Source organism: Paenibacillus polygoni (assembly GCF_030263935.1).
In the GTDB taxonomy this organism is placed as follows: Bacteria; Bacillota; Bacilli; order Paenibacillales; family Paenibacillaceae; genus Paenibacillus; species Paenibacillus polygoni.
In genome coordinates this window covers 896372-922721 of the sequence record NZ_CP127162.1, presented here as the reverse complement: position 1 = coordinate 922721, position 26350 = coordinate 896372, and the positions used below count along the sequence as shown (strand labels likewise).

General features: G+C 42.7%; 24 protein-coding genes. 8 read left to right on the top strand and 16 right to left on the bottom strand.

From position 1 onward, the window contains the following. Entirely contained in the window at positions 1–873 is an 873-nt protein-coding gene (locus QPK24_RS04435) for a carbohydrate ABC transporter permease (protein WP_285746472.1), read from the top strand. Between the two features lie 18 nt (positions 874–891). Next, complete coding sequence (locus tag QPK24_RS04430) at positions 892–1707, top strand: carbohydrate ABC transporter permease (RefSeq protein ID WP_285746470.1); 816 nt, start codon at positions 892–894, stop codon at positions 1705–1707. Positions 1708–1825: 118 nt separating this feature from the next. On the opposite strand, the gene QPK24_RS04425 is transcribed toward QPK24_RS04430, so the two are convergent. After that, positions 1826–2707: an AraC family transcriptional regulator gene (locus tag QPK24_RS04425; protein WP_285746468.1), complete on the bottom strand. Its 882-nt coding sequence runs from the start codon at positions 2705–2707 to the stop codon at positions 1826–1828. A 220-nt stretch (positions 2708–2927) separates the two neighbouring features. Between QPK24_RS04425 and QPK24_RS04420 the strand changes: the two genes are divergently transcribed. Together QPK24_RS04420 and QPK24_RS04415 are read left to right on the top strand one after the other, a co-directional pair. Continuing rightward, on the top strand, positions 2928–4064 hold the full coding sequence (locus QPK24_RS04420; RefSeq protein ID WP_285746466.1) for an LLM class flavin-dependent oxidoreductase: 1137 nt from the start codon (positions 2928–2930) through the stop codon (positions 4062–4064). Between the two features lie 227 nt (positions 4065–4291). Beyond that, positions 4292–4480, top strand: coding sequence for a hypothetical protein (locus QPK24_RS04415; RefSeq protein ID WP_285746464.1), 189 nt, complete (start codon positions 4292–4294; stop codon positions 4478–4480). 76 nt (positions 4481–4556) lie between these two features. On the opposite strand, the gene QPK24_RS04410 is transcribed toward QPK24_RS04415, so the two are convergent. After that, positions 4557–5707, bottom strand: a protein-coding gene (locus QPK24_RS04410) for an IS3 family transposase (RefSeq protein ID WP_407082915.1) whose coding sequence is annotated in 2 segments (ribosomal slippage) — positions 4557–5446 and positions 5446–5707 — 1152 coding nt in all. Because the reading frame shifts where the segments join, the coding sequence is not laid out codon by codon here. Positions 5708–6133: 426 nt separating this feature from the next. Here QPK24_RS04410 and QPK24_RS04405 point away from each other — a divergent pair. Continuing rightward, a complete protein-coding gene (locus tag QPK24_RS04405; RefSeq protein WP_285746462.1) occupies positions 6134–8158 on the top strand; it encodes a S9 family peptidase in 2025 nt (674 codons plus the stop codon). Positions 8159–8295: 137 nt separating this feature from the next. On the opposite strand, the gene QPK24_RS04400 is transcribed toward QPK24_RS04405, so the two are convergent. From QPK24_RS04400 to QPK24_RS04385, 4 genes are all read right to left on the bottom strand, one after another. Further along, complete coding sequence (locus tag QPK24_RS04400; RefSeq protein ID WP_285746460.1) at positions 8296–9210, bottom strand: hypothetical protein; 915 nt, start codon at positions 9208–9210, stop codon at positions 8296–8298. A 224-nt stretch (positions 9211–9434) separates the two neighbouring features. Beyond that, complete coding sequence (locus tag QPK24_RS04395; protein WP_285746458.1) at positions 9435–11474, bottom strand: ABC transporter permease; 2040 nt, start codon at positions 11472–11474, stop codon at positions 9435–9437. Next, the gene (locus QPK24_RS04390; RefSeq protein ID WP_213532770.1) at positions 11446–12351 is read right to left on the bottom strand and encodes an ABC transporter ATP-binding protein; all 906 of its coding nucleotides are present in this window, start codon (positions 12349–12351) and stop codon (positions 11446–11448) included. The genes QPK24_RS04395 and QPK24_RS04390 overlap by 29 nt, the downstream gene beginning before the upstream one ends. Beyond that, on the bottom strand, positions 12344–12742 hold the full coding sequence (locus QPK24_RS04385; protein WP_213532769.1) for a GntR family transcriptional regulator: 399 nt from the start codon (positions 12740–12742) through the stop codon (positions 12344–12346). Before QPK24_RS04385 ends, QPK24_RS04390 begins: the two co-directional genes overlap by 8 nt. Before the next feature lie 214 nt (positions 12743–12956). Here QPK24_RS04385 and QPK24_RS04380 point away from each other — a divergent pair, with 214 nt between their 5' ends. Both QPK24_RS04380 and QPK24_RS04375 read left to right on the top strand, forming a co-directional pair. Continuing rightward, positions 12957–13607: a futalosine hydrolase gene (locus tag QPK24_RS04380; RefSeq protein WP_285746454.1), complete on the top strand. Its 651-nt coding sequence runs from the start codon at positions 12957–12959 to the stop codon at positions 13605–13607. Beyond that, positions 13608–14441, top strand: coding sequence for a 1,4-dihydroxy-6-naphtoate synthase (locus QPK24_RS04375; protein WP_213532767.1), 834 nt, complete (start codon positions 13608–13610; stop codon positions 14439–14441). Positions 14442–14651: 210 nt separating this feature from the next. On the opposite strand, the gene QPK24_RS04370 is transcribed toward QPK24_RS04375, so the two are convergent. The 5 genes from QPK24_RS04370 to QPK24_RS04350 form a co-directional block, all read right to left on the bottom strand. Continuing rightward, a complete protein-coding gene (locus QPK24_RS04370) occupies positions 14652–16247 on the bottom strand; it encodes an ATP-binding protein (RefSeq protein WP_320416908.1) in 1596 nt (531 codons plus the stop codon). Positions 16248–16424: 177 nt separating this feature from the next. Further along, positions 16425–16658, bottom strand: coding sequence for a MerR family transcriptional regulator (locus QPK24_RS04365; protein WP_285746452.1), 234 nt, complete (start codon positions 16656–16658; stop codon positions 16425–16427). A gap of 407 nt (positions 16659–17065) precedes the next feature. Next, positions 17066–17812, bottom strand: a complete 747-nt coding sequence (locus tag QPK24_RS04360; protein ID WP_285746451.1) for an amino acid ABC transporter ATP-binding protein — start codon at positions 17810–17812, stop codon at positions 17066–17068. 21 nt (positions 17813–17833) lie between these two features. Beyond that, the gene (locus tag QPK24_RS04355) at positions 17834–18493 is read right to left on the bottom strand and encodes an amino acid ABC transporter permease (protein WP_285746450.1); all 660 of its coding nucleotides are present in this window, start codon (positions 18491–18493) and stop codon (positions 17834–17836) included. A 126-nt stretch (positions 18494–18619) separates the two neighbouring features. Then, a complete protein-coding gene (locus QPK24_RS04350) occupies positions 18620–19396 on the bottom strand; it encodes an amino acid ABC transporter substrate-binding protein (RefSeq protein WP_285746449.1) in 777 nt (258 codons plus the stop codon). A 239-nt stretch (positions 19397–19635) separates the two neighbouring features. Between QPK24_RS04350 and QPK24_RS04345 the strand changes: the two genes are divergently transcribed. Beyond that, positions 19636–19905: a hypothetical protein gene (locus tag QPK24_RS04345; protein WP_285746448.1), complete on the top strand. Its 270-nt coding sequence runs from the start codon at positions 19636–19638 to the stop codon at positions 19903–19905. 212 nt (positions 19906–20117) lie between these two features. On the opposite strand, the gene QPK24_RS04340 is transcribed toward QPK24_RS04345, so the two are convergent. The 5 genes from QPK24_RS04340 to QPK24_RS04320 all read right to left on the bottom strand — a co-directional run bounded on the left by QPK24_RS04340 (position 20118) and on the right by QPK24_RS04320 (position 26116). Further along, positions 20118–20618 carry a hypothetical protein gene (locus QPK24_RS04340; RefSeq protein WP_285746447.1) on the bottom strand — a complete coding sequence of 167 codons (501 nt, stop codon included), beginning with the start codon at positions 20616–20618 and terminating at the stop codon, positions 20118–20120. Positions 20619–20838: 220 nt separating this feature from the next. Then, complete coding sequence (locus tag QPK24_RS04335) at positions 20839–23241, bottom strand: glycoside hydrolase family 95 protein (protein ID WP_285746446.1); 2403 nt, start codon at positions 23239–23241, stop codon at positions 20839–20841. A gap of 262 nt (positions 23242–23503) precedes the next feature. Next, complete coding sequence (locus QPK24_RS04330) at positions 23504–24481, bottom strand: ABC transporter ATP-binding protein (RefSeq protein WP_285746445.1); 978 nt, start codon at positions 24479–24481, stop codon at positions 23504–23506. 13 nt (positions 24482–24494) lie between these two features. Continuing rightward, on the bottom strand, positions 24495–25343 hold the full coding sequence (locus tag QPK24_RS04325; RefSeq protein ID WP_213532757.1) for an ABC transporter permease: 849 nt from the start codon (positions 25341–25343) through the stop codon (positions 24495–24497). Continuing rightward, entirely contained in the window at positions 25340–26116 is a 777-nt protein-coding gene (locus tag QPK24_RS04320; protein WP_285746444.1) for an ABC transporter permease, read from the bottom strand. Before QPK24_RS04320 ends, QPK24_RS04325 begins: the two co-directional genes overlap by 4 nt. Positions 26117–26350: the final 234 nt, after the last annotated feature.

Here is a 26350-nt window from a genome sequence, read left to right as displayed (position 1 = left end):
ATGGGCGTACGTAAAACGATCTATTGGTTCTTCGTTCCCGGTCTGCTTCTTTATCTCACTTTTTTTATCTACCCCACTCTAAAAGGGCTGTATTATTCCTTCACGGATTGGGACGGGATGTCCGAAACTTTGAATTTTGTTGGTCTTCGAAACTATGTGAATGTAGCGGAGAACACGATTTTTCACAAAGCACTGTTTAATAATCTCAAGTTTATGTTTAGTGTCGTTATTGTTCAGACCTTGGTTTCCCTTGTACTTGCTCTGCTGTTAGTTCGCAATACGAAGGTAAACATTGGACTACGGGCTCTTTATTTTTTCCCAACGATCCTATCATCGGCAGCGGTTGGTTTCATAGGAACTTATCTGTATGATCCTAATTCAGGTTTACTGAATGCTGTGCTGAATCAGATTGGTTTATCTTTTCTATCTAATAACTGGCTGGGGGACCCGTCCATCGCCATTTATTCTGTCGCAGGGATTCAGGCGTGGGCACATATCGGGCAGATGATTATTTTGTTTGTTGCCGGCCTGCACGGGATACCGGAAGAATTGAATGAAGCTCCGAGGCTGGACGGGGGAAACCGCTGGCAAATATTCCGATTTGTAACTTGGCCTTTGCTCGCACCTGCTGCAACGCTGGTCATTGCCTATACGACAATCCAATCCTTCAAGGCATTCGACTTGATCTATGTCATGACTCGCGGCGGCCCTTCATACTCTACTGAAATTTTGTCAACCTATATCTATTCAGCAGCATTCCAGAATTACAATTTCGGACATGCTTCGGCTGCTTCTATTTATTTCTTAGCTATTATTGCGCTAGTCACTTTCGTGCAATTCAAGGCACTCAGGTCCGACAAATTACCAAACTAACGAAAGGAGGAATTCTTTATGGTCTCACGCATACTCCGTAAGCTGCTTCTTCTTATGTATGCAATCATTATTTTGCTTCCACTTCTGATGGTTGCTGCGGCAACGATGAAAAACCAGCAGCAATTCTATATGAATCCACTTGGCCTGCCTTCCTCCTTCTCGCTAGAAAACTATCGTAACTTGTTTGTTGACCAGCCGATGATTGCCTATTTCAGCAACAGTATCATCGTTTCATTTACGGCAGTACTTTTGCTGCTCATCTTAGCCAGCTTGATTTCCTTCGGACTGTACCGTCTGTCTAATAAATTTGCAAAAGCGATCCTGGTTCTATTTGTGGTAGGTCTCATGGTTCCTTCTCAAGTGAATATGATTCCGATTTACTCTTTTCTCAGAGATATGGGACTTACGAATAGCCGGACAGGACTTATTCTTGTCACGATTTCGCTGTTCATGCCATTGTCCGTATTTATGATTAGCGGGTTCATGAAATCTCTGCCAAGAGAAGTATTTGAATCTGCGAGTATCGATGGGGCAGGCGAAGGAAGAATGTATATGCAGATCGCCATCCCGCTGGCTGTACCTTACCTCGCTGCAACGGCTACTTTTTTATTCGTATCGGTATGGAATGACCTGCTGTTCCCGCTGCTACTCATAACAGACAAATCAAAAATGACACTCCCGCTGGCACTCCTTCAGTTCCAAGGAGAGTATTCCACCAATTATCCGGGACTGCTCACAGGCGTAGTGATCATCTCCCTGCCTATGCTGTTTATGTTCTTGTTCTTGCAGCGCTTCTTCATATCGGGAATAACGGCGGGTTCATTGAAAGGATAATAAAATCAATACACACAAATGCACAAAAGGACAAGCTAAGAAAACGATCTGTCACTTGTCCTTTTGTTTATCTAATTTCCATCCCTTACTTGTATTTGTTACTTACCTAATCTGTTACCTAATCTGAATGGACACATCCTTGCTCTGCTTGCTGACGGTACCGTGCAGGAGAAATACCGGCATAGTTCTTGAATGCCTTTGAGAAAGAAAACAGATCCGGATAACCCACGGACTGAGCAATCTCTCCAAGCTTATAAGAGCTATGGATTAACAAGGATTCTGCTTCATTCATCCGCAGCTGCTGCATGTATTTCATTGGCGAAATGCCGTAAGTTTTATGAAATATTTTTGTAAAATGGGTACGTTCTACTCCGACATAATCAGCTACACTTTTGATTGTGATGCCACCGGCGTAGTGAATTTCAAGATATTCTTTTCCTTTTTGTACCCAGGAAGGTTCTCGAATAACATCCGGGGTTACTGACCTTGGCACCGTTAGAGTAGCAAATACCCGCAATAAGAATGTCAATCTTTCTAGATCTGAGTAATCTTTTTGTTCGTTGTAACAGGACTGGAACCATTCTTCCATCACATGAACGGTTTCTTCTCGTACACCTTTGCTGCGGTGAGGTCTTGCCGGACTCAGCCCCGTTCTCTCCAGAAGGGACAAGGCCTGCTTACCGTCAAAAGCAAAAAACATTTTATGCAGAGCACTCGCTTCAGACGTGTAATATTCATGGGTCACCTGAGGAAACAAGCAAAAAAGATCTCCGGGCTGGAGCGGATAGATTACCCCATTCTGAATAAAGGTACCTTCCCCCTCCAGTACCATTATTAAATAGTAGTAAGGTGTGACGCGCGGTCCAATATGGTATCCAGGCTTTGCCTGATTGGCTCCAAGACGAATGGGCCAAGCTGCGCTTGCCTTCTCATAAACCGAGGGATTAAAGAAATGGATTTCCAAAAATTCATGATAATCATCTTTCATATTTTGAAACATTGTATCCCTCCCCATACCACAAAATGATAAATTTAACTCCCCCTCAATTGCTATGGTTTCGACTGTACAACATTGTTATTATCATTATTATACTATTCCTACCTACTTAGTTGACATTACTAAATTCATCATACGGATGAAATCTGAATAAGAGAAGTCTTTCTTAAAAAAATGCATTTCCCATAGAGAACATCACTATCAAACAGAGGAGATTATAATTATGAGTGAGACAAAGTCTGTAGAGTTTGGCTGGTTTATTCCTACGAATGGAGATGGCAGATATATTGGAACAACGCTAGAAAGAGAGCCTTCCCCAGAATATTTTATTCAGGTGGCAAAGGCAGCAGAGAAAGCAGGTTATGAGTTCACCCTTATTCCCGCTGGCGGCGATTGCTGGGATGGATGGATTGTAGGTTCTTGGGTGGCGGCACATACGACAAAGCTGAAACCGCTCATTGCAATGAGACCTGGGCTTATCTCTCCGGTACTTGCCGCACGTATGGCATCGACACTGGATCAAATGTCGGGCGGCAGAGCTCTCATTAATGTAGTCACTGGGCATTATCCGGCAGATCTTAAAGCCACGGGAGATCCGCTGCACGGCAGTCATGATGAACGATATGAGCGCACGAAAGAATTTTTAGATGTAGTTAAAGGGGTTTGGGGAGAAGATGGTTCAGCCAGTGGATTTAATTATGAAGGACAACATTATCAAGTTGAGGGCGGCGTAAGTAAGCCAGCTGCTCTCCAGGATCCGCATCCTCCTCTGTATTTTGGCGGAAGTTCTGTTGCCGGAAAAAAGGTGGCTGCTGAAAGTGCAGACGTGTACCTGATGTGGGGCGAACCTCTCGAATGGATTCAAGAGCAGATGGCAGAGATGAAGCAGCATCTTAAAGATCTGAAAGAAAGAACGGGTGTTTCTCGTACACTCCGCTACGGTATTCGTGCTCAAGTTGTTGTCCGTGAAACGGAAGAAGAGGCTTGGAAAGCAGCGTGGAACATTCTTAGTAAAGTTGAACCCAATCAATTAAAGGATCAAGAAAAACGACATGCCAAAACAGACGCTACCAATCAAAAACGCCAAATGGATCTGTATGAACAGTCAAAGGATCAGGATTATATCATCGGACCTAACCTCTGGTCCGGACTATCAGCGGTACGCGGCGGCGGAGCAGTTGCTTTCGTAGGTACACCTGAACAAGTGTCTGACCGTCTGATCGAGTTTGTTGATGCAGGTGTAAGTTCCTTCATTCTGTCGGGATACCCTCATCTGGAGGAGGCAGAGATTACAGGGGAACTGCTGATGCCTGTGGTGAAAAGAAAACTTACGGAGCGTGCGATTAGCGTAACGATTTAATTTTTTTTCGAGTGCTGCAGTGGATTACTTCTAACCACCTTCTCGCTTCCATACCATCATAAGTTCGTTGAACGACATACAATAATTCCTTGAACATCTACAGACACATAGTGTACTATATTTGTAATGCGTTTTATGGATAAATTTTACAGTAAAATGCTATACTAATTAAGGATCTAGTCAACTGTGGTTTCCTGTCTCAGATTTGATCTAAAGGAGCTAAGCTGATGAAATTGCTAACCATGTATCAATTCGCAAAATGGATATGTATTCTATGTGTAGGTACGCTCATATTCAATGGTTTCTTGTATTATGAGTTTCAAAAGCAAGAACTCCTGTACAGTCTCGTTCCCGCCATTGTGCTGTCCTTAATTACAGGTATGTTCTTACTCACTGCAGCTAATAAAAAAGCTTGAGCATTTCATAGTAAAAAGCGTCTTCCAACTGGTCATAGCCCCGTCAAGTAGACATTAAAAAAAGAGGATTTTCCATTTACGCGGCGACTTTTTCCCGGAATTCGATTGGGGAGAGGTCGCCGAGTTTGTTTTGGAAACGTTCCTTATTGTAAAATGAAATATACTCCGTAATTTGGCTTCTTGCTTGTTCCAGATTATTAGGCTTTTCCAAATACAGCTTTTCCGTCTTTAAGTGGGAAAAGAACGACTCGATACAAGCATTGTCATAGCAGTTTCCACGTCGGGAATGACTCCCTGTCAACTGCTTCTCTTCAAGCAACTTAGCATAGCTTTTCGAGGTATACTGAAACCCTTGGTCCGAATGGAGCAAAGAGGGTCCATCTTTTAGTTGCTGCACAGTGTCCATAACGAGTTTTAGGTCATTGCGCTCGGAGAGTTCCCAGGCTACTATTTCGTTGTTATATAAATCCATTACAGCCGAGAGATAAGCAAATTCATGCCCAATCCGGACATATGTAATATCTGTCACAAGCTTCTGCACAGGAGCAGTCGCAGAGAATTCCCGATTTAAGACATTAGGGAACAAGGCCGATGGTTTGCGGCCACAAAACGGACGTTTCTTGCGAATAACAGAACGAATCTGAAGTTCTCTCATTAAGCGACGGACCTTCTTGTGATTCACAACGAAGCCTTCTTTTCCTAAAGCAGTACGCATTCGCTTGTAACCGAAATACGGACGAATTCGATGAATGCTCAAGATGTGTGCCTTTAGATCTGCATCACGATTTGCTCGTTTCTCTCGATGAACTAAATTCTTCTTCCATTTATAGTAGCCTGCACGTGATATTTCAGCGATTCTACATAGCCAAACTACGGGAGCCACTTTGCTTATTTCTCGAATGGACTGGCACCGGGCTTCGAAATCCAGCTTCCCTCCCCGTGCAAGTTTGGATTTAGCTTTTTTAGATATTCTACCTGCGCTTTCAGATATGCATTTTCTTCTTCCGCACTACTAAAATGCTTCTTCGCCCAACGTCCCCGGTAATCCTCAAACCCCTCACCATTTTGGCATTTACGAACCCATGTGATAATCTGGCTCTCACTTTTGATTCCAAACTTCTCCATGATTCGACTGTACGTCCACCCTTCTTCTACTCGCAAACGGACAGCCTCTTTCTTCGTTTCTTCACTATATCGATTAAAAGTTTGACCTTTCTTCGCTGACATAACAAAAATCCCCTCCGGTTTTCCAGTGTTTGAGTTCATTGTAACATGTTCTCTTTTTTCACTGTCTACCATGAGGGGATAATACCAAACCTGTTAGGTTAGGAGACGCTTTTTATTATGATTTATCCTCGTTCTCTTTTACGAAAAAACCTTTGTACACACATTCATCCACTGAATTGCTTCTTGTTCTCGATGTGCCTCTAAGGATTTATATTTTTTGGCATTGTATTAAATAGATATAATACAAACTCTGCAAATCGTCTCTACCAATACGCATTCCTCTATATATAAAGTTGTGAAGTAAGAAGTAACTAGTATAAAATAGGAAGATATCCATTTATATGGAAATAGAATGTTTATGCTTTTTTTAAAATTGTCACAGCCCCCCTGTAGAGAAACTTACATAAGTAAATGGAGGACGAATGCATGAGTGAAAAACGTGTCATTACTGCCGAAGATCTGTACCGCCTAGCCTGGACCAGTGATCCATCTGTATCCCCAAATGGGGAACGCATTGCTTATGTATCTAAAAAGGTTAATCCGGACCGAGATGGTTATCACTCTCATATCCGTATACTTGAACGGAACAGCAACGTAGATATCCCTTTTACTAGCGGAGAACAAGACAGCACACCTCTATGGTCCCCTGATGGAAGCAAGCTGGCCTTTTTACGTAACAAAGAAGGGCAACGTCAAATTTGGACAATCGCTGTAAATGGAGGAGAAGCGCAGGTTGTTACCTCGGCGAGACATGGGGTCAGCGGATATCAATGGTCACCGGACAGTTCGCAGCTGCTGTACCGCAGCCAAGTTCCTTCCGAGAAAGAAGAGTCTTATATAGAACAAGATGTTAGTAATACATCAAAGACCTCCCCTCCTAAACCGCTGGAAGAAGAAATTATAGATCGCTTGCGATACAAAGCAGACGGCGGGGGACGTTGGAATGGCCGCAGATCTCACTTGTTTGTACATACACTTGGAAATACGGACGCAGCTCAGCTAACAACGGGTGATTACGATATTGGCGATTTTTGCTGGTCACCAGATGGAAGTCAGATTGCATTCACATCGAGTATAGCGGAAGAACATAGCCAAGAAGATCTCGATCTAAGTCTCATGAACGACGTCTATGTCATAACAAATAGCGGAGAAAATCGCCGTAAATACACATCGTCAAGTACAACCATTTATTCGGTTTGTTTCTCTCCGGATGGACATTCTTTAGCCGTGTTTGGGAGTGATCATTCCCACCTCAATGCCACTCATGCTGGACTGTATATCCGATCTTTAGATGAAGATGCAGCCTGGAAACCGCTAACCAAATCGTATGATATCCAGCTAACAAACTCCATGGTATCTGATATGCGTTCCGGTATTCGATCCAATGGCCCAGTATTTAGTGAAGACGGTCATTATCTTTATGCTCTTGTTACACAAGAAGGCGGTGTCCATCTTGCAAAGATTGCCGTAAACGGCGAAGGATATGAATGGATATCGCACGGTAAGCGAGATATCTATCAATTCGAATTGTTGAAGGGCGGTCATTTCGTCCTCGCAGCAGCTGACCTCACTCACCCTGGCGATTTATATGAACTCGATTCCGAGACAGGTCAAGAGAACCGGCTTACACAGCATAATGAAGAATTGCTAAACGAGCTGATCATTGCGACTCCTGAAGAGTTCCAAATGGAAGCTTCGGATGGCGCCTTACTTCAAGGATGGATTATGAAACCGGCAGGTACGAAAAAAGGAGACAAAATCCCGACCGTGCTTGAAATTCATGGTGGGCCGCATGCCATGTATGGATACACCTTTTTACATGAATTTCAGTTGCTCGTGGCAAGAGGATATGCGGTAATCTACACCAATCCGCGCGGCGGGCATGGATATAGCCAAGAATTCGTGAGCAGTGTACGAGGCGATTATGGAGGAAGAGACTATCAAGATTTAATGGAATTCACCGATTATGCGGTAGCACATTATGATTATATTGATGAAGAAAGACTGCTCGTTACAGGTGGAAGTTACGGCGGTTTTATGACAAACTGGATTGTTGGTCATACGAATCGCTTTAAGGCAGCGGTAACGCAGCGTTCCATCTCCAACTGGATTTCATTCTATGGGGTAAGTGACATTGGTTTCTTCTTCACAGAAGATCAAATTGGCGGAAATGTATGGGAGAATACAGAACTGCTATGGAAACACTCTCCGTTAGCATATGTTCATAAAATAGAGACGCCGCTCCTTATTTTACACGGCGAGGAGGATCTTCGCTGCCCGATTGAGCAAGCAGAGCAGCTGTTTAATGCCTTGAAACGTTTGGGCAAGAAAACACAGTTTATTCGTTTTCCTAAAGCAAACCATGACTTATCGCGCGGCGGTCATCCTGGACTTCGGGTAAAACGTCTGAATCATATTGTTCGCTGGTTTGATGAGCATAAAGATCTGTAGAGCCGTATCATAAATCAGTTACTTAAACATAAGGAATCATCCCCTCTTTTAACCAAATAAACGAAAAAAGACAGCCAGAACAAATCTTGTTCTGGCTATCTTCCTTTTATAGAAACACATCGTACCTTGTCATGCTTCTAGATCAACTGTTTGCCTGCTCCAGCTATAATTTGTTTGACCTTCATTTCCAGGCTGATGATGCTCTCTTTCTGGGCAACAATCTCCCCCGCAATCGTTGCGAGCTTTGTTAGCGAGGCGAGCACTTCTGCGCCTTCTTTCTTCTTCACAATGACATTGAAGTTTTTCATTTCTGCGGTGAATCGTTTTTTCGCCGCACTCATATTGCTTTTCGTAGATTTGATCTGCACTTTTACGGGGTCTTGTTGAGCGAGTGAGTTTTTCACCTTTTTGACCGCTTCATCACGGGTTTTCTTTGCCGCGCTAAGCTTGGCCTGCTTTCTTCGAATATCTTCTTTTGCCAAGGTAACCGCTACTTTTGTCGTATCCACTTGTGCTTTTACGGCAGCAGTCAGTTCCTTGTTTTTTATTTTTCGAGCGAGAGCCAGCTCTTTGGTGAGTGAAGAGTATAAGGTGAACAGCGGTTCATATCGTTTCTTGGTACTCGTCACATCTTGATTAAGTGTCGCGATTTTGTCTGCCTGATGCTGCTTTAACTGAGTACGCAGTCTAGCTTCCGCTTCTTTGTTCTCATAATAGATAGCTGAGGTCTGCTGTGAAAGCGTAGTATCTTTTTGCTGAAGACTAACAAGATTGGCTTCTTGCTTCGCCAAAGCCTGGGCGATCGAAGTCGCTGACGAAGTTTTTGTTTGTGCGAGCATCTTCTTACCGGTAATCGAAAGTTCAAAACCAGCTGCTTCTACAGACGGCATCACCGTCATCGTCATGAGCAAAATCCCAGCGAACAAGGAGATCACTCCTTTTTTACATATTGATCGTAACCTGCTTTTTCTGTCCCTCGTGTTGTTGCTATTTCGTTCCAAGAGCATACTCACTTGTTCCTTCTGCCTGCTGCATACCTTTTCTTTTGTCACTTGATTACCTCTTTCCGGATCACCATAAACGCAAAAAAACCCGCAAGAAGAGGCTGATTCGCCTTCTCTTACGGGTTCTTCCCAAATATGCCGTTCCTGTTTAATTTTTCTGTCCTTTTATATATACTGTATTCTCTCTCTAACCGTCAAGCTAATCTAGCTCTGTTTAACCCTTTTTTAACTATTTTTCTTTTTTATTTCAGCGATATTTTCCATGTTTCTTTTTACTGTAATCCCTCAGGAAAATCCTCCAGCGACCAGATGACGACCTCTTTGTTATTAAGAGTCACTTTTACGAGGTAAGGAGTATCCTCCCTACTTTTGTCTACGTACACATCAAAATACTGCTGATTCAGAATGATATTCTCCTTATCCATATCCTCCGTTACCCGAGTTTCACCTGCAAGTTTAGCCATATAAGCGTAATAATCCAGTGCAGGATTGTTAGCGTTCCGTTCTAGCACAAAGCCAGTATTATTAATATTACGTGTAATGGTCATAGAAGAGATATCCGATGGAGTCATGCGCACTTGATCGGCATACCCTTTTTTCTCCAGCCATGCTTCAAGCTCCGCAAATGATTTTTCCCAGCTTCCATAATAATTATTATTTCTATTTTCAATATTAATAAAATGAAGACCTGCCCACTCTTCCTGTTTTCTTGCATCCATCTGATCTTGATAACTCATATTCATTATTTCTTGAATAAACAGCTTTTTCAATTTTTCGATTTCTTTTGGTTCATTAATCTTAATCTGCTTATTTAAATATGGATTATATACCTCAATACTAGATGTCTCAGATTCATTTAATCCCTTTAAATTATACATCAGCTCTTTATAATAGGTACTTTCCATAAGCGGTTTAAGATAATCACCGAACTCTGATATTTTAACAATATATTTACGCAAAATCCTGTGTCCATTATTTAGTTCATATCCGATGGTAAAGCCCAGAGTATCTCTGCTATACTCTTCATTCTCAGACAACTTGCCCTCTTTATGCTTTTCTACTATTGCCTCATGCAGCTTAATCACTGCTGCATTGTACTCTTTATCTTCTGTGAAATAAGAACTTATATTATTGTCAATCCGCTGTCCTGACGAATCATATTTATTAATAAATGATAGATAAGAATCACTATAGAGTACACTCTTTACATCCGCTTGTTCAGGAACACGCGACTCATATCCACCAATACCCGATACTGGAATATACAGAATAGCCGCCAAAGTAATCATGTAGATTACACCATGTACAAGCACCTTTCGTGTAAACACCAGCCAAGTACGATGAAGGACCATCTGCACAACTAGATATCCGAATACTCCTCCAAGGATATAGCCGAACATCAGCATTACTCTGCTGTTGTCTCTCATTCCAGACAAATAGAGTCCGCCAACCAAGGAGCAGAACAGCATCACGAGAACAATAAATAACGGGGTGAGAAAACGATAAACAATCGTCTGACTTGCCGCTGCCCCGTCTCTTTTGCGATAAAGAAAATATCCGAGTCCCAAGAAAAGAAGGGATAATACGAGATACATCGTAAGTTCAAACCAGCCAAAAGGTTCTCTTGAAGCTCCCGCAATGCGGAGCAAAGGGGTTACTTTTTCTAATGTGAACAAGTTACTGTACCCATTTTCAAAATAATAGTCATGAAATCCGAACAAAAACTGACGTATATGCATTATACCCAGCACCATGAGCCACGCGGGTGTAAATAACAGCCCATAGGTAAGGACCATCTGAATCAACGTTTGTCCAAAACATATCGCCATCAAGATGGTAAAAGCACATACAAATAGCCCCAGAATCGTGTATATAATTCCAAACTCCCATACCATCGTAAGATCATACACGTAATAATCAGCATAGGGCCGAATCAGTGCAGATAAAACAGCTGTGATCCATACCGGAACCGTAATGAGCACAAGTGCACTGCATAGGTGTGATGTTAACAGCTGGCTCCTTGTGATCGGCAGTCCATGGTAGAGATCCGACGGCGCCTTCGCGTGAAGATAACGAAAGATAAATGTTCCAGCGAGTACGGGGAAAATGAGCAATAAGACAAGTGATATTCTGTTTGTTACTTCGTATAATGAGTTCAATTGTTGAACCGGCTGACCTTCACGAACAGCAAACAACATAAGGAATGGAATGAAAAATAGCAGGGCAAGCAGATACAAGATTCCGATCCATCCATACTGTTTCAGGTCTTGACGAATGATGGCTTTATTGAAGTACGACCTTATGGATGTCATAGCCCACGTCCTCCATTTCATAAATAAAGATTTCTTCCAGTGTTAACGGCAGTACATCGAGTAAGTAAGGCCCATATGCTTCAAACACCTTCCTTACTTCTTTTTCATTACCTTTTACAATAAAAGTTTCTACACTGCCTCGTTTCTCGCCGTGGAGAATGCGTACATTGTTAGCAAGTGACTCTTCATGAGATTGATCTCGAAAAGCAACCTGGATTTTATGTGTATCTGCTTTCAGGTCATCAAGGTCCTTCTCTACAATCAACTGGCCGTGATGCATAATGCCGACATGATCACATAAATCTTCAATTTCTCGCAGGTTGTGAGAAGAGATGATGACGGTAAGTTCACGTTCAGCCGCTTCCTGGAACAGCAGGTTTTTAACCTGTCTGCGCATCACGGGATCGAGACCATCGATGGGCTCATCCAGCAGCAAAATATCCGGCATACAGCTGAGTGCCAGCCAAAAAGCAGCTTGCCGCTGCATCCCCTTGGACATCCGGTGCAGCTTACGTTTCCTATCCAGTTTGAACACCGCATCTAGCTGCTGATAACGTTCATCACTCCAGCTGGGATAGATTCTTTTATAAAAAACAGCCATCTGATCCAAAGAGGTCTGCGGAAAAAAGTAAGGGATATCCGACATGAAAATGATCCGCTGTTTCAGTGCATTATTCTCATATACAGGTGCACCTTCTACATTCACACTCCCCTGATCCGCTTGATAGATACCTGCTATTGTCTTCAGTAATGTCGTTTTACCTGCCCCATTCGAACCTAACAATCCAAAAATACTCCCTTTTCGGATGGTCAGCGACAATTGGTTGACTGCCGCTTCGGTCTCAAACAGTTTGGTAACTCCAGATACCTCAATCATGGTTTTCCTCCTGTTCTTTGATATGAATCTCGTTCTTTACGTTGTTATAGAGAAGTGTAATATCTGAGTCTTTGATGCCTAGATACACTGCTTCTGCAAAGAGCTTCCGCAGCTCCGTCTTTACTTCTTCTCTCCGCTTATCATCCGGTCTATGTTCAGGTTTAGCAACGAAACTTCCTTTTCCTTGCAAAGAATATATGTAACCTTCTCTTTCCAGTTCCCGGTAGGCTTTCTGGATCGTGTTGGGGTTTACTGTAAGTTGCCCAGATAAATGCCTGACGGAAGGTAATTGTTCATCAGGCTGTAGTACACCCATCATGATCATCTCCTTCATTCTCTCGATTAGCTGTTCATATATCGGCTTGCGACTGCGCACATCTAACTCAAACATGTGATGCCTCCTTTCTTAACAGATTGTTCTTCGTCCTAATCTCTGTTGACTGAACTAACTGTACTACAACTCATAATACAGTATGTTTTGGTCTTGTCAATCTAAACCTTCCGATAGAAAGTGAAAGTGCTATAATAATAAGATCAAAAATTTACTCTCGTTATATCTCGTATGTACAAGATATATCACCTTACTAGAGGAGATGAGCTATATAATGACCTCACGCATTCTCATCGTGACTGCAGTAGAAGCGGAGCAAAAAGCAATTGAAAATGGCTTGCCTGCGGGTTTGTCAGCAGATGTTCAGGTGATTGCAGCAGGAGCCGGACCCGCAGCGGCTGCAGCTGTAACCTCTGCCGAACTTGCTAAGCATCCGTATCGCCTCGTCATTAATGCTGGGATCGGCGGCGGCTTTCCAGCAGAAGCCGAGGTAGGCTCGGTTGTCCTTGCGACAGAAGTGATCGCAGCTGACCTAGGCTCTGAAACTGCAGAAGGATTCCGCAGTGTAGATGAACTGGGTTTTGGTAAATCAAGTGTGCCTGTAGATCGTACCGTCGTTCAAAGATGGGCCGAGGCACTTCAAGGCGAAGAAACCCATGTTTATACAGGGCCCATTCTTACTGTGTCTACCACAACAGGTACAAAATCTACAGCCGATGAACTGCAAAGACGCGTACCCGGTGCTGTCGCAGAATCAATGGAAGGTTTTGGCGTGGGGACCGCGGCAGCACATTTTGGAATCCCTTTTGTCGAGATTAGAGCTATATCTAACGTAGTAGGACCGCGCGACCGTGAAGCATGGCGAATTCCTGATGCACTAAGAGCACTTACACTGGCCAGTTCAAAGCTATTGGAGGTTTTATAAATGAAAATTGTATATTCCCCGTGTCCAAACGACACGTTTGTCTTCCATGCACTCATACATGGGCTCGTTCCGAATACACCTGATTTTGAAGTAAGATATGCAGATATTGATATAACGAATGGTCTAGTAACAACGCCAAATGAGTATGATATTTTAAAAATCTCATATGCTGCACTTCCTTGGCTGTCAGATGAATATCGCTTAATTCCTTGCGGAGGAGCTCTCGGCAGAGGAAACGGTCCACTAGTGCTTACAGCAAATTCAGATACAGACCCAAGTTCGCTGCAAGGAAAAAGAGTGGCTGTCCCAAGTGAACGCTCCACTGCCTACTTGTTGTTCCGATTATGGGCAGCTCAAAATGTTCCCGGCGGCATTGGTGAAGTTGTAGTGATGCCATTTGATCAGATTATGCCAGCCGTTCGTGATGGACAGGTAGACGCTGGTCTCGTCATCCACGAGGCACGTTTTACTTACCCTTCTTACCATCTTCAATTGATGGCTGATATGGGAACCTGGTGGGAAGCAGATACGGGACTTCCGATTCCGCTCGGTGCTATTGTTGCCCGCCGTTCCCTTGATCCTGCGCTCATCACATCTTGGATTCAAAGCTCCATTGATTATGGATGGAAGCATCCTGAAGCATCTCGCAGCTATATCCTAGAACATGCGCAAGAAATGGACGAGCACGTAGCCCAGCAGCACATTGACTTATATGTAAACGAGTTTACTAGAGAGCTTGGCGATGAAGGTTATCATGCGATCGAAGCTCTGCTCGGCCGCGCTGCTAAAGAAGGACTTGTTCCTGAGATTGATTTTTCTGCCTTACGCAGTTAACGAAAATACAAAAAGACGGTAGGCGAACTAGTTTAGGCTAGTTTGCCTGCCGTCTGAAGTTTTACATCTAGATTCACCTACCATCTGAAGCTTTACATATAAATTACCTACTCCGTCTGAAGCTCTGTATCTAGATTACCTACCGTCTGAAGCTCCACTTAAAGTGGAGTTTTTGTCTTCTTCTAAGCAAAAAGACTTTTCGAATCTTGATCAGATAGAAAATGTCCCATCGGCAGGTTCATATAAAGGGAGTATTAACGTAAATGTTGAACCTGATCCCAGCACACTATGTACGGTAATGGATCCCTCGTGATCTTGCGCAATTTTTTGACATAATGAAAGTCCAAGACCTGTGCCCTCATCTTTTGTTGTATAAAAAGGATTAAAAATCTGCTGTAGCATTTCTGGTGGTATACCACTGCCCGTATCTTGAATCCGTATGATTGCATTTTGTTCTAATCTGCTGACTTCAAGGTTAACCTGCCCCGGGGTATCCATAGCTTCCAGCGCATTTTTCACAAGATTCAGCAATACTTGCACGATCTTGTCTCTGTCCATATAGATGTAAAGTGAATCATCCTGAATATTTAGCAGCAGTTCATGTCCACGTGATATAGCATCCGATTCTGATAAGGAGACGACACGCTCCACACATACTTTTAAAGATTCCGCCCTCATGTTACTTGCATGCGGTTTCGAGAATTGTAAAAATTCTGCTGTGAGTTCGGTAACCCTCGTGATCTCACTCATGATGACATCATACCAAGGCTGAATGTTATAGGATTGTACTTTAGAAAGTTGAACAAATCCTCGAATCGCGGTTAGCGGATTACGAACTTCATGAGCCATTCCGGCAGCAAGTTCACCTACTACCTTCATTTTCTCTGAACGAAATAAATCTTCTTCGCGCTGAAGCCATTGTTCTCTGCGAATACGAAAGAGCTTGTCCTCTGCCCTTTGAATTAATTGATTGAGATCATCCGTCTCTTCAGGATAATGTGTAATACTGAAAGACACCTGATAACCGAGTTCATCGGGTTCCAGCAGCTGTGCAATATGCGAGGGAGTGTAACATTCTGAGGGGATGAGAATCGCATACCGATCGCCGGCATATCTCGAAATTCCGAATGCATTAGGGAATATAGACTTGAGTGCTTGTCCAACGGTAGATAAGGCTTCATTTCCACTTTCGAGCCCATCATGATTAAAAGATTTAAAGTTCTGAAGATCAAGCAGCGTCAGGTAAAAGGAGTGTTTCTCTTTAACAAGTTCCTGTATCTGATTCATATAACCAAAATAATTAAGCAGTCCTGTCAAAGGATCATGTGCGGCAAGATAGCTGTTTTCCTCAAGAAGCTTTTGTTTCTCTGCTTCCCCGCGCAGAACATGATGAAACACAATGACAACAACGACAGCAGAGATGAGATCAAATATAGTTACAAAAAGGGTGTAAGTACCAATGGGGACATAGGTCAGGCGAACGATCGTGTACTCTATAATAAGCATAATAGAGATAGGTAACGTTTTGCGATAACTTTTTTTCTCGTCAAAAACGCTGAGCATCAAGATATAATACAGTATGACGCACCAATTCAGCTGTGAAGAATAGTGGAATAACCCTAACATCAGCCATTGAAACTTTTTAAGTACTGGAAATTTGGCATCGAGTAAAACACTGCTCAAAAACAAAGCCGCAAACAAAAACATAAACGGTTCATTATGAGATGTACTTAGCATACAAGAAGAGATGATGATAAAGAAACAGCCTAAAGGAAAAAAGATTAGTTTAATTCGACGTATTAACAACCAGCCGCACTCCCTCATGCATGTACTTTGGATTATCATTTCCAATTATTGGACAAACATAATCTGTATTATATACTACTATTCCGAATTTTACTGCAGAATTATGGCAAATAAACGTAAAACACACTGTTTTTTGCATCCCAAGTAACCTGCTCGAAGAGCGGCATCAAGTATTCTCTACATTAGGTTCTTCTTTCCTCTCTTCTCTTTCAGTTCAAACGTATTAAATCCCTCCTTTAATTTCTGATTAATCTCTCTAATCTTACGTACATCTTCATAAGAATATCTACGGCTTCCTCCCTTCGTTCTAGCCGGAAATACAAGCTGCCTTTCTTCATAGTATCTAATTTGTCTCTCCGATAGTCCGGTTAACTCCTTCACCATACCAATGCTCATAAGTTGATTATCCAACAGACCCCACTCCCCATGTCATATTTTATATCATTAATCGAGTCTGCTTCTTTTAAAAAAGTGATTATAGAGTGAAATGATAAGAAGAAAGTGTCGGTATATGATTTCGGACTTTTATTATGGAAATAATTGTATGTAATTTTTCTGTTAAATTCAATATCTTTTGCAAAATAAAATATAACATGTTAGATTTTCTACCAATCAATATCTCAAATGTTGCTTTTTCGCAAACATCAGCTATATGACAAACATGCAATAGGAGCTACCTAGAGGCAGACACTGCCAAGGAGGATAAGCTAATCATTATCACTAAATTACAAAAAAATCCCCTTCACCAAAAACAGGTACCTAACGCTGTTTTCGGTAAAGGGGATCCTTATCCCTATTCATTTTTACATCGTTTTACCCTACTCGCTTCGAGTAAGAAATGCTTTTGTACGCTCCAGCTTCGGATTGCCGAAGATTTGTTCTGGAGTTCCTTCTTCTGCAATCTCACCTTGATCCATAAAGATTACGCGGTCCGCTACGTCACGGGCAAAGTTCATTTCGTGCGTAACAATGATCATCGTCATGTTCTCATCAGCAAGTTTACGAATAACGCGAAGTACTTCTCCTGTCAGCTCAGGATCGAGCGCCGAAGTAGGTTCATCAAAAAGCAGGATTTCCGGGTTCATCATCAGCGCTCTGGCAATGGCAACACGCTGTTTTTGCCCGCCTGATAGATTAGCAGGATACGCATCCCCTTTATCCGAAAGACCCACTTTCGCAAGCAGATCAGCCATCCGCGGCTTTAATGCTGCTTTGCTTTCTTTTTTCACCACTTTCGGAGCAAGCTCCAAATTCTCATTGACTGTTAAGTGTGGGAACAGGTTAAAGTGCTGAAATACCATGCCCATGCGAGCCGTAATCCGTTTGATTTCCGCCGTACTCACATACTTTCCATCCGATACAATGGCTTCGCCACCGATGCGAATGCTTCCTCCATTAACCTGTTCCAGATTCACTAAGCTGCGAAGCATTGTACTTTTTCCAGAACCCGAAGGGCCTATTACAGCCACTACTTCTCCCGGCTTCACATTAAAATCTATCTTCTTTAACACATGCAAATCACCAAACGATTTTTGTAGATTTGTCACTTCTATCATATTTGTCATTACAAGACATCCCTTTGTTGTTTATTCAAATTTGTACTTTCTCTCCAGCGCCTTGAAGATCAGCGTCAGCACAAGTGTCATTAATAAATAGATAATGGCGGCAATGGCAAAAGGTACGATCGTTGCGTCTCTGTTCACTGCCGTTTGTGCAAAATGAAGTACTTCCGGTACAGCTACGGCGTACAATAATGCTGTATCTTTCACGAGTGTGATTGATTCATTTGCTGTAGATGGAAGAACAACTCGAATCATCTGCGGTAAGATAACTTTGGTTAACGTCTGAAATTTATTCAGTCCAAGGACCTGCGAAGCTTCATATTGTCCCTTGTCGATTGACAGCAAGCCGCCTCTGAAAATTTCCGCAAAATAAGCAGCATAGTTAAGTATAAACGCTAGTCCTGCTGCAACTGCACGATCCATCACGAGATGCTCCCCTATAACAGGCAGCATAGGTAGTCCATAACAGAAGAACAATAATTGCAATAGCAGCGGTGTGCCTCGCATCACATAAATGTACGTATGTGCAAAAGCAGACAACGGCTTAAACTTACTGTTTGCCATCAGGGTAAATAAAAATCCAAGCGGAATAGACAAGATAATTGCTGCGAAAAATAGTAAAAGTGTTGTCCGTGCACCTTCGAGCATCGGAAGTGTAATACTCCAAAGATAATCTAGTGTCATATTTCTCAGGCTCCTAAGTAAAAAGAAAACCGGATAAGAAACTCCCGGTTTTCAATCCTATTAAATGAATTTCTTACATCAGTTCTAATATGATTGTATTCAGTGTTATATATGAGTCAGCTAGGCTTAGCGAAGCACCTTATCTTCTCCAAACCATTTTTCCGAAATCGTAGTAGCTGTTCCTTCTTCAATCAATTCGTCTATTGCGGTTTGCAGACTTGTCAGCAGTTCTTCATTCCCCTTCTTCACACCGATTCCGTATTCCTCTGGAGACAACGTTTCATCCAAGATTTTATACGTTCCTTCTTCAAGAGACATATAATAGTCAGCTACCACTTCATCAATGACAACCGCATCGAGGCGACCGCTCTTCAGATCACTTAGAGCAAGTACATTATCGGGGAATTCGGATATACTCTTGATCTGATCTTTGATTGGATTCTCACTCAGTGCATCGGATGCAGAAGAAAGATTTTGCAGCCCTACTTTTTTCCCGGCAAGATCAGCAAGTGTTGTAAGTTGTGAGTCAGCCAGCGTTACGACAACCTGACTATTTTTAAGATAAGGCTTCGTAAACAGTACTTTATCTTTGCGATCCTCTGTAATCGTATAGCCGTTCCAGATCAGATCAATACGTCCGCTGTTCAGCTCTGATTCTTTGGAAGACCAGTCGATGGGTTGGAACTCTACTTCTTTACCCATTTTTTCGACTGCTGCTCTCGCATAATCTATATCGAATCCAACAATCTCATTCTTCTCATCCCTAAATCCCAGCGGGGCAAACTTATCGTCAATACCAATGACAATCTTATCTGCCCCGCTTCCACTTGTATCACTTCCGCAAGCTGCAAGAATAACAACCATTAAACTTAAACTCAGTGTAATCCATAGTGACTTTTTCATGTTGTTTCCCTCCGTTGTATCTATCTCAAAACGCTTTAGTTCGCTACCATGTTACTAAGGTGAAACTATCATATCACAAAATAAGGGAAGCTGCCAAGAGGGAATGAAAAGCTGTAGTACTCCAGTGGCAGATAGGGATTCTGATCGTCGTTGAAGCTCGAATGTTCCAGTGACAGGTGTGAATTCCGATAGCGGTGGAGCTCAAATGCTCCAGTGAACAGATGGGAGTTCCGATAGCGGTGGAGCTCAAATGCTCCAGTGAACAGATGGGAGTTCCGATAGCGGTGGAGCTCAAATGCTCCAGTGAACAGATGGGAGTTCCGATAGCGGTGGAGCTCAAATGCTCCAGTGAACAGATGGGAGTTCCGATCATCGTTGGAGCTGAATTCTCATGTAGTCCCTCTAGATGTAACCATCCAGCTCCAAATACAAACGCTCTGCTTCTTCATCCCCATTCTGTCCCTTACGCGATCGGCCTCTTCTATTATTTTTATAGAGCAGGGAGATAAGCTACCGTTCCTTTATACCTCACTTTAAGGAAAAGATAACACCACAGCTATTCGCTCGTAGTTTATGCGAACTGTTTCCACTTTAATTTAGCCATATAAAAACTGCACTTCATCCGTTATATGATATCTATTGGATGAAGTGCAGTAATTTTTTTTGCAAACAGTAAGATAGCTATAGGAAATTCCCTATAATTCTCTATAATTCTTAATTACTAACTTATTAATGGTTTGATATGCTCTGAGGCCTTATTAAGCTTTTCAACAAATTCCTTAGAATTCTCATATTTTTCAGGTAATTCGTTTACAAATAGATGAATTTGGCTTTTGAATTTGGCATGATCTTCAAAATTAAAATCATCTTTGTTTGTTATCTGATTTCTTACGAGTGGTTCATATCGAGTCCTTAGTAATAAAAAGTCGTTAGCAAGTATATCTAAATCAATAGATCGAGGAGCATTACTTTTAAAAAGATCCAAGCGAAAGCTTGAAAAAACGAAAGATGTATAAACATCAAACATACCTTCAGCAATTTTATCAGGTTCTTGATCCTCTTGAATTAGATCCAAACTACGATCCAAGGTCTGGACGCTTGAAACAAAACTCAAGTAATATTTTGATTCCGACTCGTTATCCGCCTTATTTTTGTTAATTAGCAAGGCGATTAATAGTAGACAAAGAAATATGAGTACAAAGACAGTTACCCTTTTTTTCATATATTATATAATCCTCCTATCTTATTGGTAATTTTGTACAAAAGAAGAAGACAATTTATCATATAATCTCCTGGAATGACAGACATTTTTTTCAAGATCGTATTATTAATTGCGTAGTTTATACAAAAACAAAAAAGGATAGAGATTCAGAATTGCTCTGATTCTCTATCCATATCCGTGTCATCATTTTAATTATCCGTGTCATCACATCACGTTCTTTCTATTCCTTCTCCCCTTTTTGCACCGTCACAATATAGCTTTGTTTTGCCTCTACAAGGAAGGAAATAAGTCCGTTCCCCAGGTCAGTGGTGCTTACCTCCAACCCGCCAGCTGTTCTCACAATAAGAACTCCTGTATTTATTCCTTCTATACAAATGGTACAAGTCCCGGATTGATCGGGCTTTATTTCTGCTTCTTTCAGCTTACCTTCAGTCCACGAAATAGCAACTTCGTATCCTCCGCGTGCGCGAAGTCCGCGAACACTTCCTGTCGCCCAAGCATCTGGAAGTGCCGGCAAAAGTTCAATATATCCTAGATGGGACTGAAGAAGAAGCTCAATAATTCCTGATGTTGCTGCAAAGTTTCCATCAATTTGGAATGGCGGATGTGCGTCGAACATGTTCGGATACACGCCGCCGCTTTCATAGCGTTCAGAACCGTCCCTTACAAGCTGCAGCAGATTTGATATAAGGCGATGCGCCCGGTTTCCATCTTTGAAACGTGCCCACAGTCCGACTTTCCAGCCGAGACTCCAGCCCGTCCCTCCATCACCGCGCCGCTGCAAAGATACTTTCGCAGCCTCCATGAGCTTCGGTGTATCTTTTGCTGTCAGCTGGCGCCCTGGGTATACACCGAAAAGATGAGACACATGCCTATGGTGAACATCTTCGTCTTCATAGTCATGAAGCCATTCCTGCAGCTGTCCATACTTCCCAATCTGCAGTGGAGGAAGTTCATCTCTACGCTGCTGGAGCTCTTTTGCAAAATCCTCATCTTCACCGAGAACAGCAGTCACTTCGATAAGATTCGTGAATAGATCATGGATCAAAGCCAAGTCCATTGTCGCTGTCGTAGTCACCTGATGTAGTTCCCCATTCACGCGGAAGCGATGCTCCGGGGAGGTCGAAGGTGCCGTATACCAAGAACCATCCTCTCCTTGAATAAGCCAATCCAGACAGAACAAAGCCGCTTCCTTCATGATCGGATACGCTTTATTTTTAAGGAAATCGGTGTCTTGTGTAAATACATAATGTTCATATAAATGCTGGCACAGCCATACTCCGCCCATCTGCCATAATGCCCATATCGGATCTCCATGTCCAAAAGCACCCACCGGTCCAGTCTGTCCCCATAGGTCAGAATTATGGTGAGCTACCCATCCGCATGCGCCATAGTTAATCTCTGCTGTCTTCTTACCATTAACGGAAAGTCTGGTAATCAGATCGATTAGAGGTTCATGGCACTCGGATAAATTCGCTGTTTCAGCTGGCCAATAATTCATTTCTGCATTGATGTTCAGCGTATAATTACTGCTCCATGGTGCTCTCGTTTCGTGATTCCAGATTCCTTGCAGATTGGCTGGTTGTGTTCCTGGACGCGAGCTTGATATCAGTAAATAACGGCCATATTGAAATAAAAGCTGAACCAAATACGGGTCTTTCCCGCCATATTTTACGATACGCTCATCGGTAGGCAGATCTTCTGACTCCAAAGCTGGACCCAGATCAAGTGATACCCGATTATACAGCTCCTGATAATCTTCTACGTGACGATTCCGCAGGTCTTCATATTCATACGCAAGGGCTTTTTCCAGATCATTTCGTGCATGGAGAGACTCATCTTTGCCTTCTTTTCCCGGAGAGCGGTCATAACCGTTAAAGCTTGTCGCACAACTAAAATAAAGAGTCGCCTGATCTGCACCTTCTACCCTGATTCCAGTAGCCTGCGCTCGTGCACTTCCTCCTTTATGCTGAATCGCGAGTCTCCCTTCAAAACGCATGGCATCCGTCTCACCTGATTTGCCATAACGAATGGGATCATCTGCAGGGTAATAACTTGGATTCACAATCTCGGGCGCGTATCCTTTGATAATCGCCTGGTTCTCTTCAGCCTCTGTTTCATGACGAAGAAGACTGCTATGACTCGCATGGAAAGACAATCTTCCCGGTACACTTGCTTCTAGGTGAATAACGATAACCTGATCAGGATGAGACACAAAGATTTCCCGTGTGTATGTTGTATCTGCGATACGATATTTCGTTTTTGTTATTCCATCCGTTAGATCCAGTCTCCGGTTATAATCGGACGTGATATCTCCATGATCAAACGTAATCTGTAAATCTCCAAAAGGCAGATAAGACTGTGTGTAAGCTCCGAGCATTTCCTTCGTTAGCTTGTCTGCTTCCGCATATTTCTCTTCCTTAATAAGTTGTCTCACCTTCGGAAGCACTTCTTTGGCACGCGGATTGTTCCAATCCTTGGGTGGACCTGACCATAATGTATCTTCATTTAGCTGTAAACGTTCTTGCTCCACACGCCCAAACACCATCGCCCCTATTCTTCCGTTTCCAATCGGCAATGCTTCGGTCCATTCCTTAGCTGGACGGTTATACGTTAAATACATATCGTCTCCTCCAAGCATAATCACTATTGATATTACAGAAAGGCTAAAAACGTTTTAGAACACCTTTCACCTACGTTATCTAGGTAATAAAATATAAATCTTATCTTTTATGTAAGCGGATTCCACTCTACTAGTATCGTCTTAAAAAACGGTTAAAAAAGCAAGCCTTTAACATCATTTCTTTTTAGAAATACATTTAAAATACTTCTTCATTAACAACAAAAGGCCACTCCCACGGCGGGAAATGACCTTCCAGTAGAACCTAATATACTTTATGAATCACATCTTCAAAATCAGGTTCCTGCATCTCTACGTCTGCAAGTTCACCCCATTCGCCAAGCTGAGCCAGGATTTGCATCGTACCAATGCGGTTCCGATTGGCTTCTACCGTAATCGTTCGCTCTGTATGGTCTATGACCTTGACCGCTTCGTGATGAAATTTAGCAACATTTGAACTCTTGATATTCTCAAGATACGATACTTTTATAATAGTAGGCAGACCGATATTCTCCCTTAGAGACTTCACCGTACCATCATAAGTAAGCTGTCCATGATTAATGACCATTACTCTGCTGCATAGCTGTTCGATATCATCCATGTCATGGGTTGTCAGCAGAATCGTTTTTCCGAAATCTTTGTTCAACAGTTTCAAAAATGAGCGGATATTGCGCTTCGCATTCACATCAAGCCCGATCGTTGGTTCATCAAGGAACAGAATATCCGGATTATGAAGCATCGCTGCACCTAGATCGGCACGCATCCGCTGTCCAAGCGACAATTTGCGTACAGGTGTATCCCAGAATTCTTTCAGGTCTAGAATAGCTGCAAACTCTTCCAGCCGTTCGTGTTTATCCTTATCATCCACACGGTACATTTTGGCGAGGATATCATAACTGTCTTTTACCGGAAGGTCCCACCACAACTGACTGCGCTGACCAAACACCACTCCAAGCCGTCTTACGACTTGTCTTCGCTGCTGATGCGGATCCATTCCATTTACTCGTACGTTTCCTGAACTCGGATGAAGGATACCTGCTAACATTTTTATCGTCGTCGATTTTCCTGCACCATTCGGCCCGATGTAACCTACAAATTCTCCAGGTTCAATCCGGAAACTGATATTCTGAACGGCTTGTTTGACCGTGTATTCTCTAGAAAATAAAGCGCGGAGTCCCGCAAAACTCCCGTCTTTCACGACAGGCGTTTTGAACTCCTTATGTAAGCCTTGTACTTCGATCATACCCGACGCCTCCTTAGCTACCTGTACTCTGATATTTTGTCATGCCAAATTTCCAAAACCGCAGGCTGAGGGTGAGAAAGCCTATCGCTGCCAATAGAATGATGAGAAAAATCCACGGCCCCCATTCCCCTCTCAAGATATAAAGAGCAGGTACATAATTGACTAGACCTACTGGCAGCACAAAAAGGAGCATTCCGGCAAGCCATTTCGGATAAAGGGAGAGTGGAAATCTTGCTGCCGTACCCGCTGCATCTTCCGTAAATGTCTGGAGTTCGCTGATTCTTGTCGTCCAGAATCCAATAGTCGCAGTAGCAAGGCCAATGGAAAATAAAAGAACGGCCCCCGTCAAGATCACAAATAATGACTGAGGTACAGCAATCCATCCAATCTGACCGCTATTCATCATTCCATGAATAGACCAACCAAAGACAAACCCTCCCTGCAGCCACTCCCCGAGCATGATACGAAAGCGCTGCGGCAGTAGAGTGAAAAGAACGGGCAGCGGTCTTGTTAGCAGCTGGTCCATATCTCCGCTGACTAAATATTTTTCAAGATGATGTACTTCGTTCGCAATGGAGCGGTACACCGTTTTTGATAAAGTCATGATGGAAAATAGATAACCAACCTCATAGATATTCCAGCCTTGAATGGCTCCAAACCGATGAAGCACAATCGCAATCATCAGAAATTCAGCAATTTGAATAAAAGCGGCGAGAAAAGAACCGAGAAAGAAATTGAGTTTGTATTGCATGGAACTTTTAATGCTCGTGCGGATCAGTAATACGTAAAGTTCTAAGTAGGTGCGAAGTGGATAGAAAGTGGTATGTTTTTGTGATGAATGTGTCTCCGTATTTGTGTTCATCCTCCCTGCACCTCCACTTTTCTGCGAAGATAGTAGGTAGCAAGAAAACAAATCAGCGTGAGCAGCAGCATCCACACCATGGTTCCTAATAGTAGAGAGCCATCCTCATAACCAAGGTAAATGCGAGTCGGTACATACAGAAGATACGGATAGGGCGACCACCAGGCAATCGTTTGGAGAATCTTAGGCAGCCATTCAATAGGGATGAAAAATCCCGCAAGTAAATTAATAAGTGCATGGTTAGCCCATTGCAGCCAGCTTGATTCGGTGGTCCACATCGCAGTGACTCCAATGAGATAGTTGATACAGATTCCCATGTAAGTAGCTCCGAACAAACTTGCCGTGGTTAAGACATACGTCATTCCGTTCTCTGGCAGCCTAAGCTTGAAGGCAATGAGATACACGAGATAGATAGGAATGGACTTGTACAGAAACTGATAGAGAATCTGCCCCCATTCTCTAGACATGAGATGTGTAAAAAGATGGACAGGCCTCATCAGATCCATAGAGATATGACCTGTTCTTACAGACTCCGGGATCCCCAGGCCATTCGTAAGAAAAGACGTTACCCAAAGAGATGCTTGCGTAAATGCAATGTAACTGACCATCCCCTGCGTTCCGTATTCTCCAAGAGAGCGCCCTTCCCCAATTCCAATCCAGATACAGGCGTACAGATAACCGAATAAAGCACTTGCGACATTGTGCACCATATGTGCACCGCGATACTGCAAGTTTCTTGCATAGGCCTTACGGGCCAGAGTGAAATAGAGCAATGAATACACCTCCGATAAGCTTGGTTGAGACGCCAGCCGTGCGTCTACTTCAGACAAGGTGAAATGCGAGAAGGCCACTATCATACCAAATATGGAAGGGAAATACAATTAATTTATACAGGCAGAAATTTACGGCATAGAACTTTAAAATATACAAAAAACCACCGGGTCAAAGTTGTCTCCTGCTTTTCATAATATCTCTTCCTGCGCTAGTATCAGAGCTTTAAAATCTGC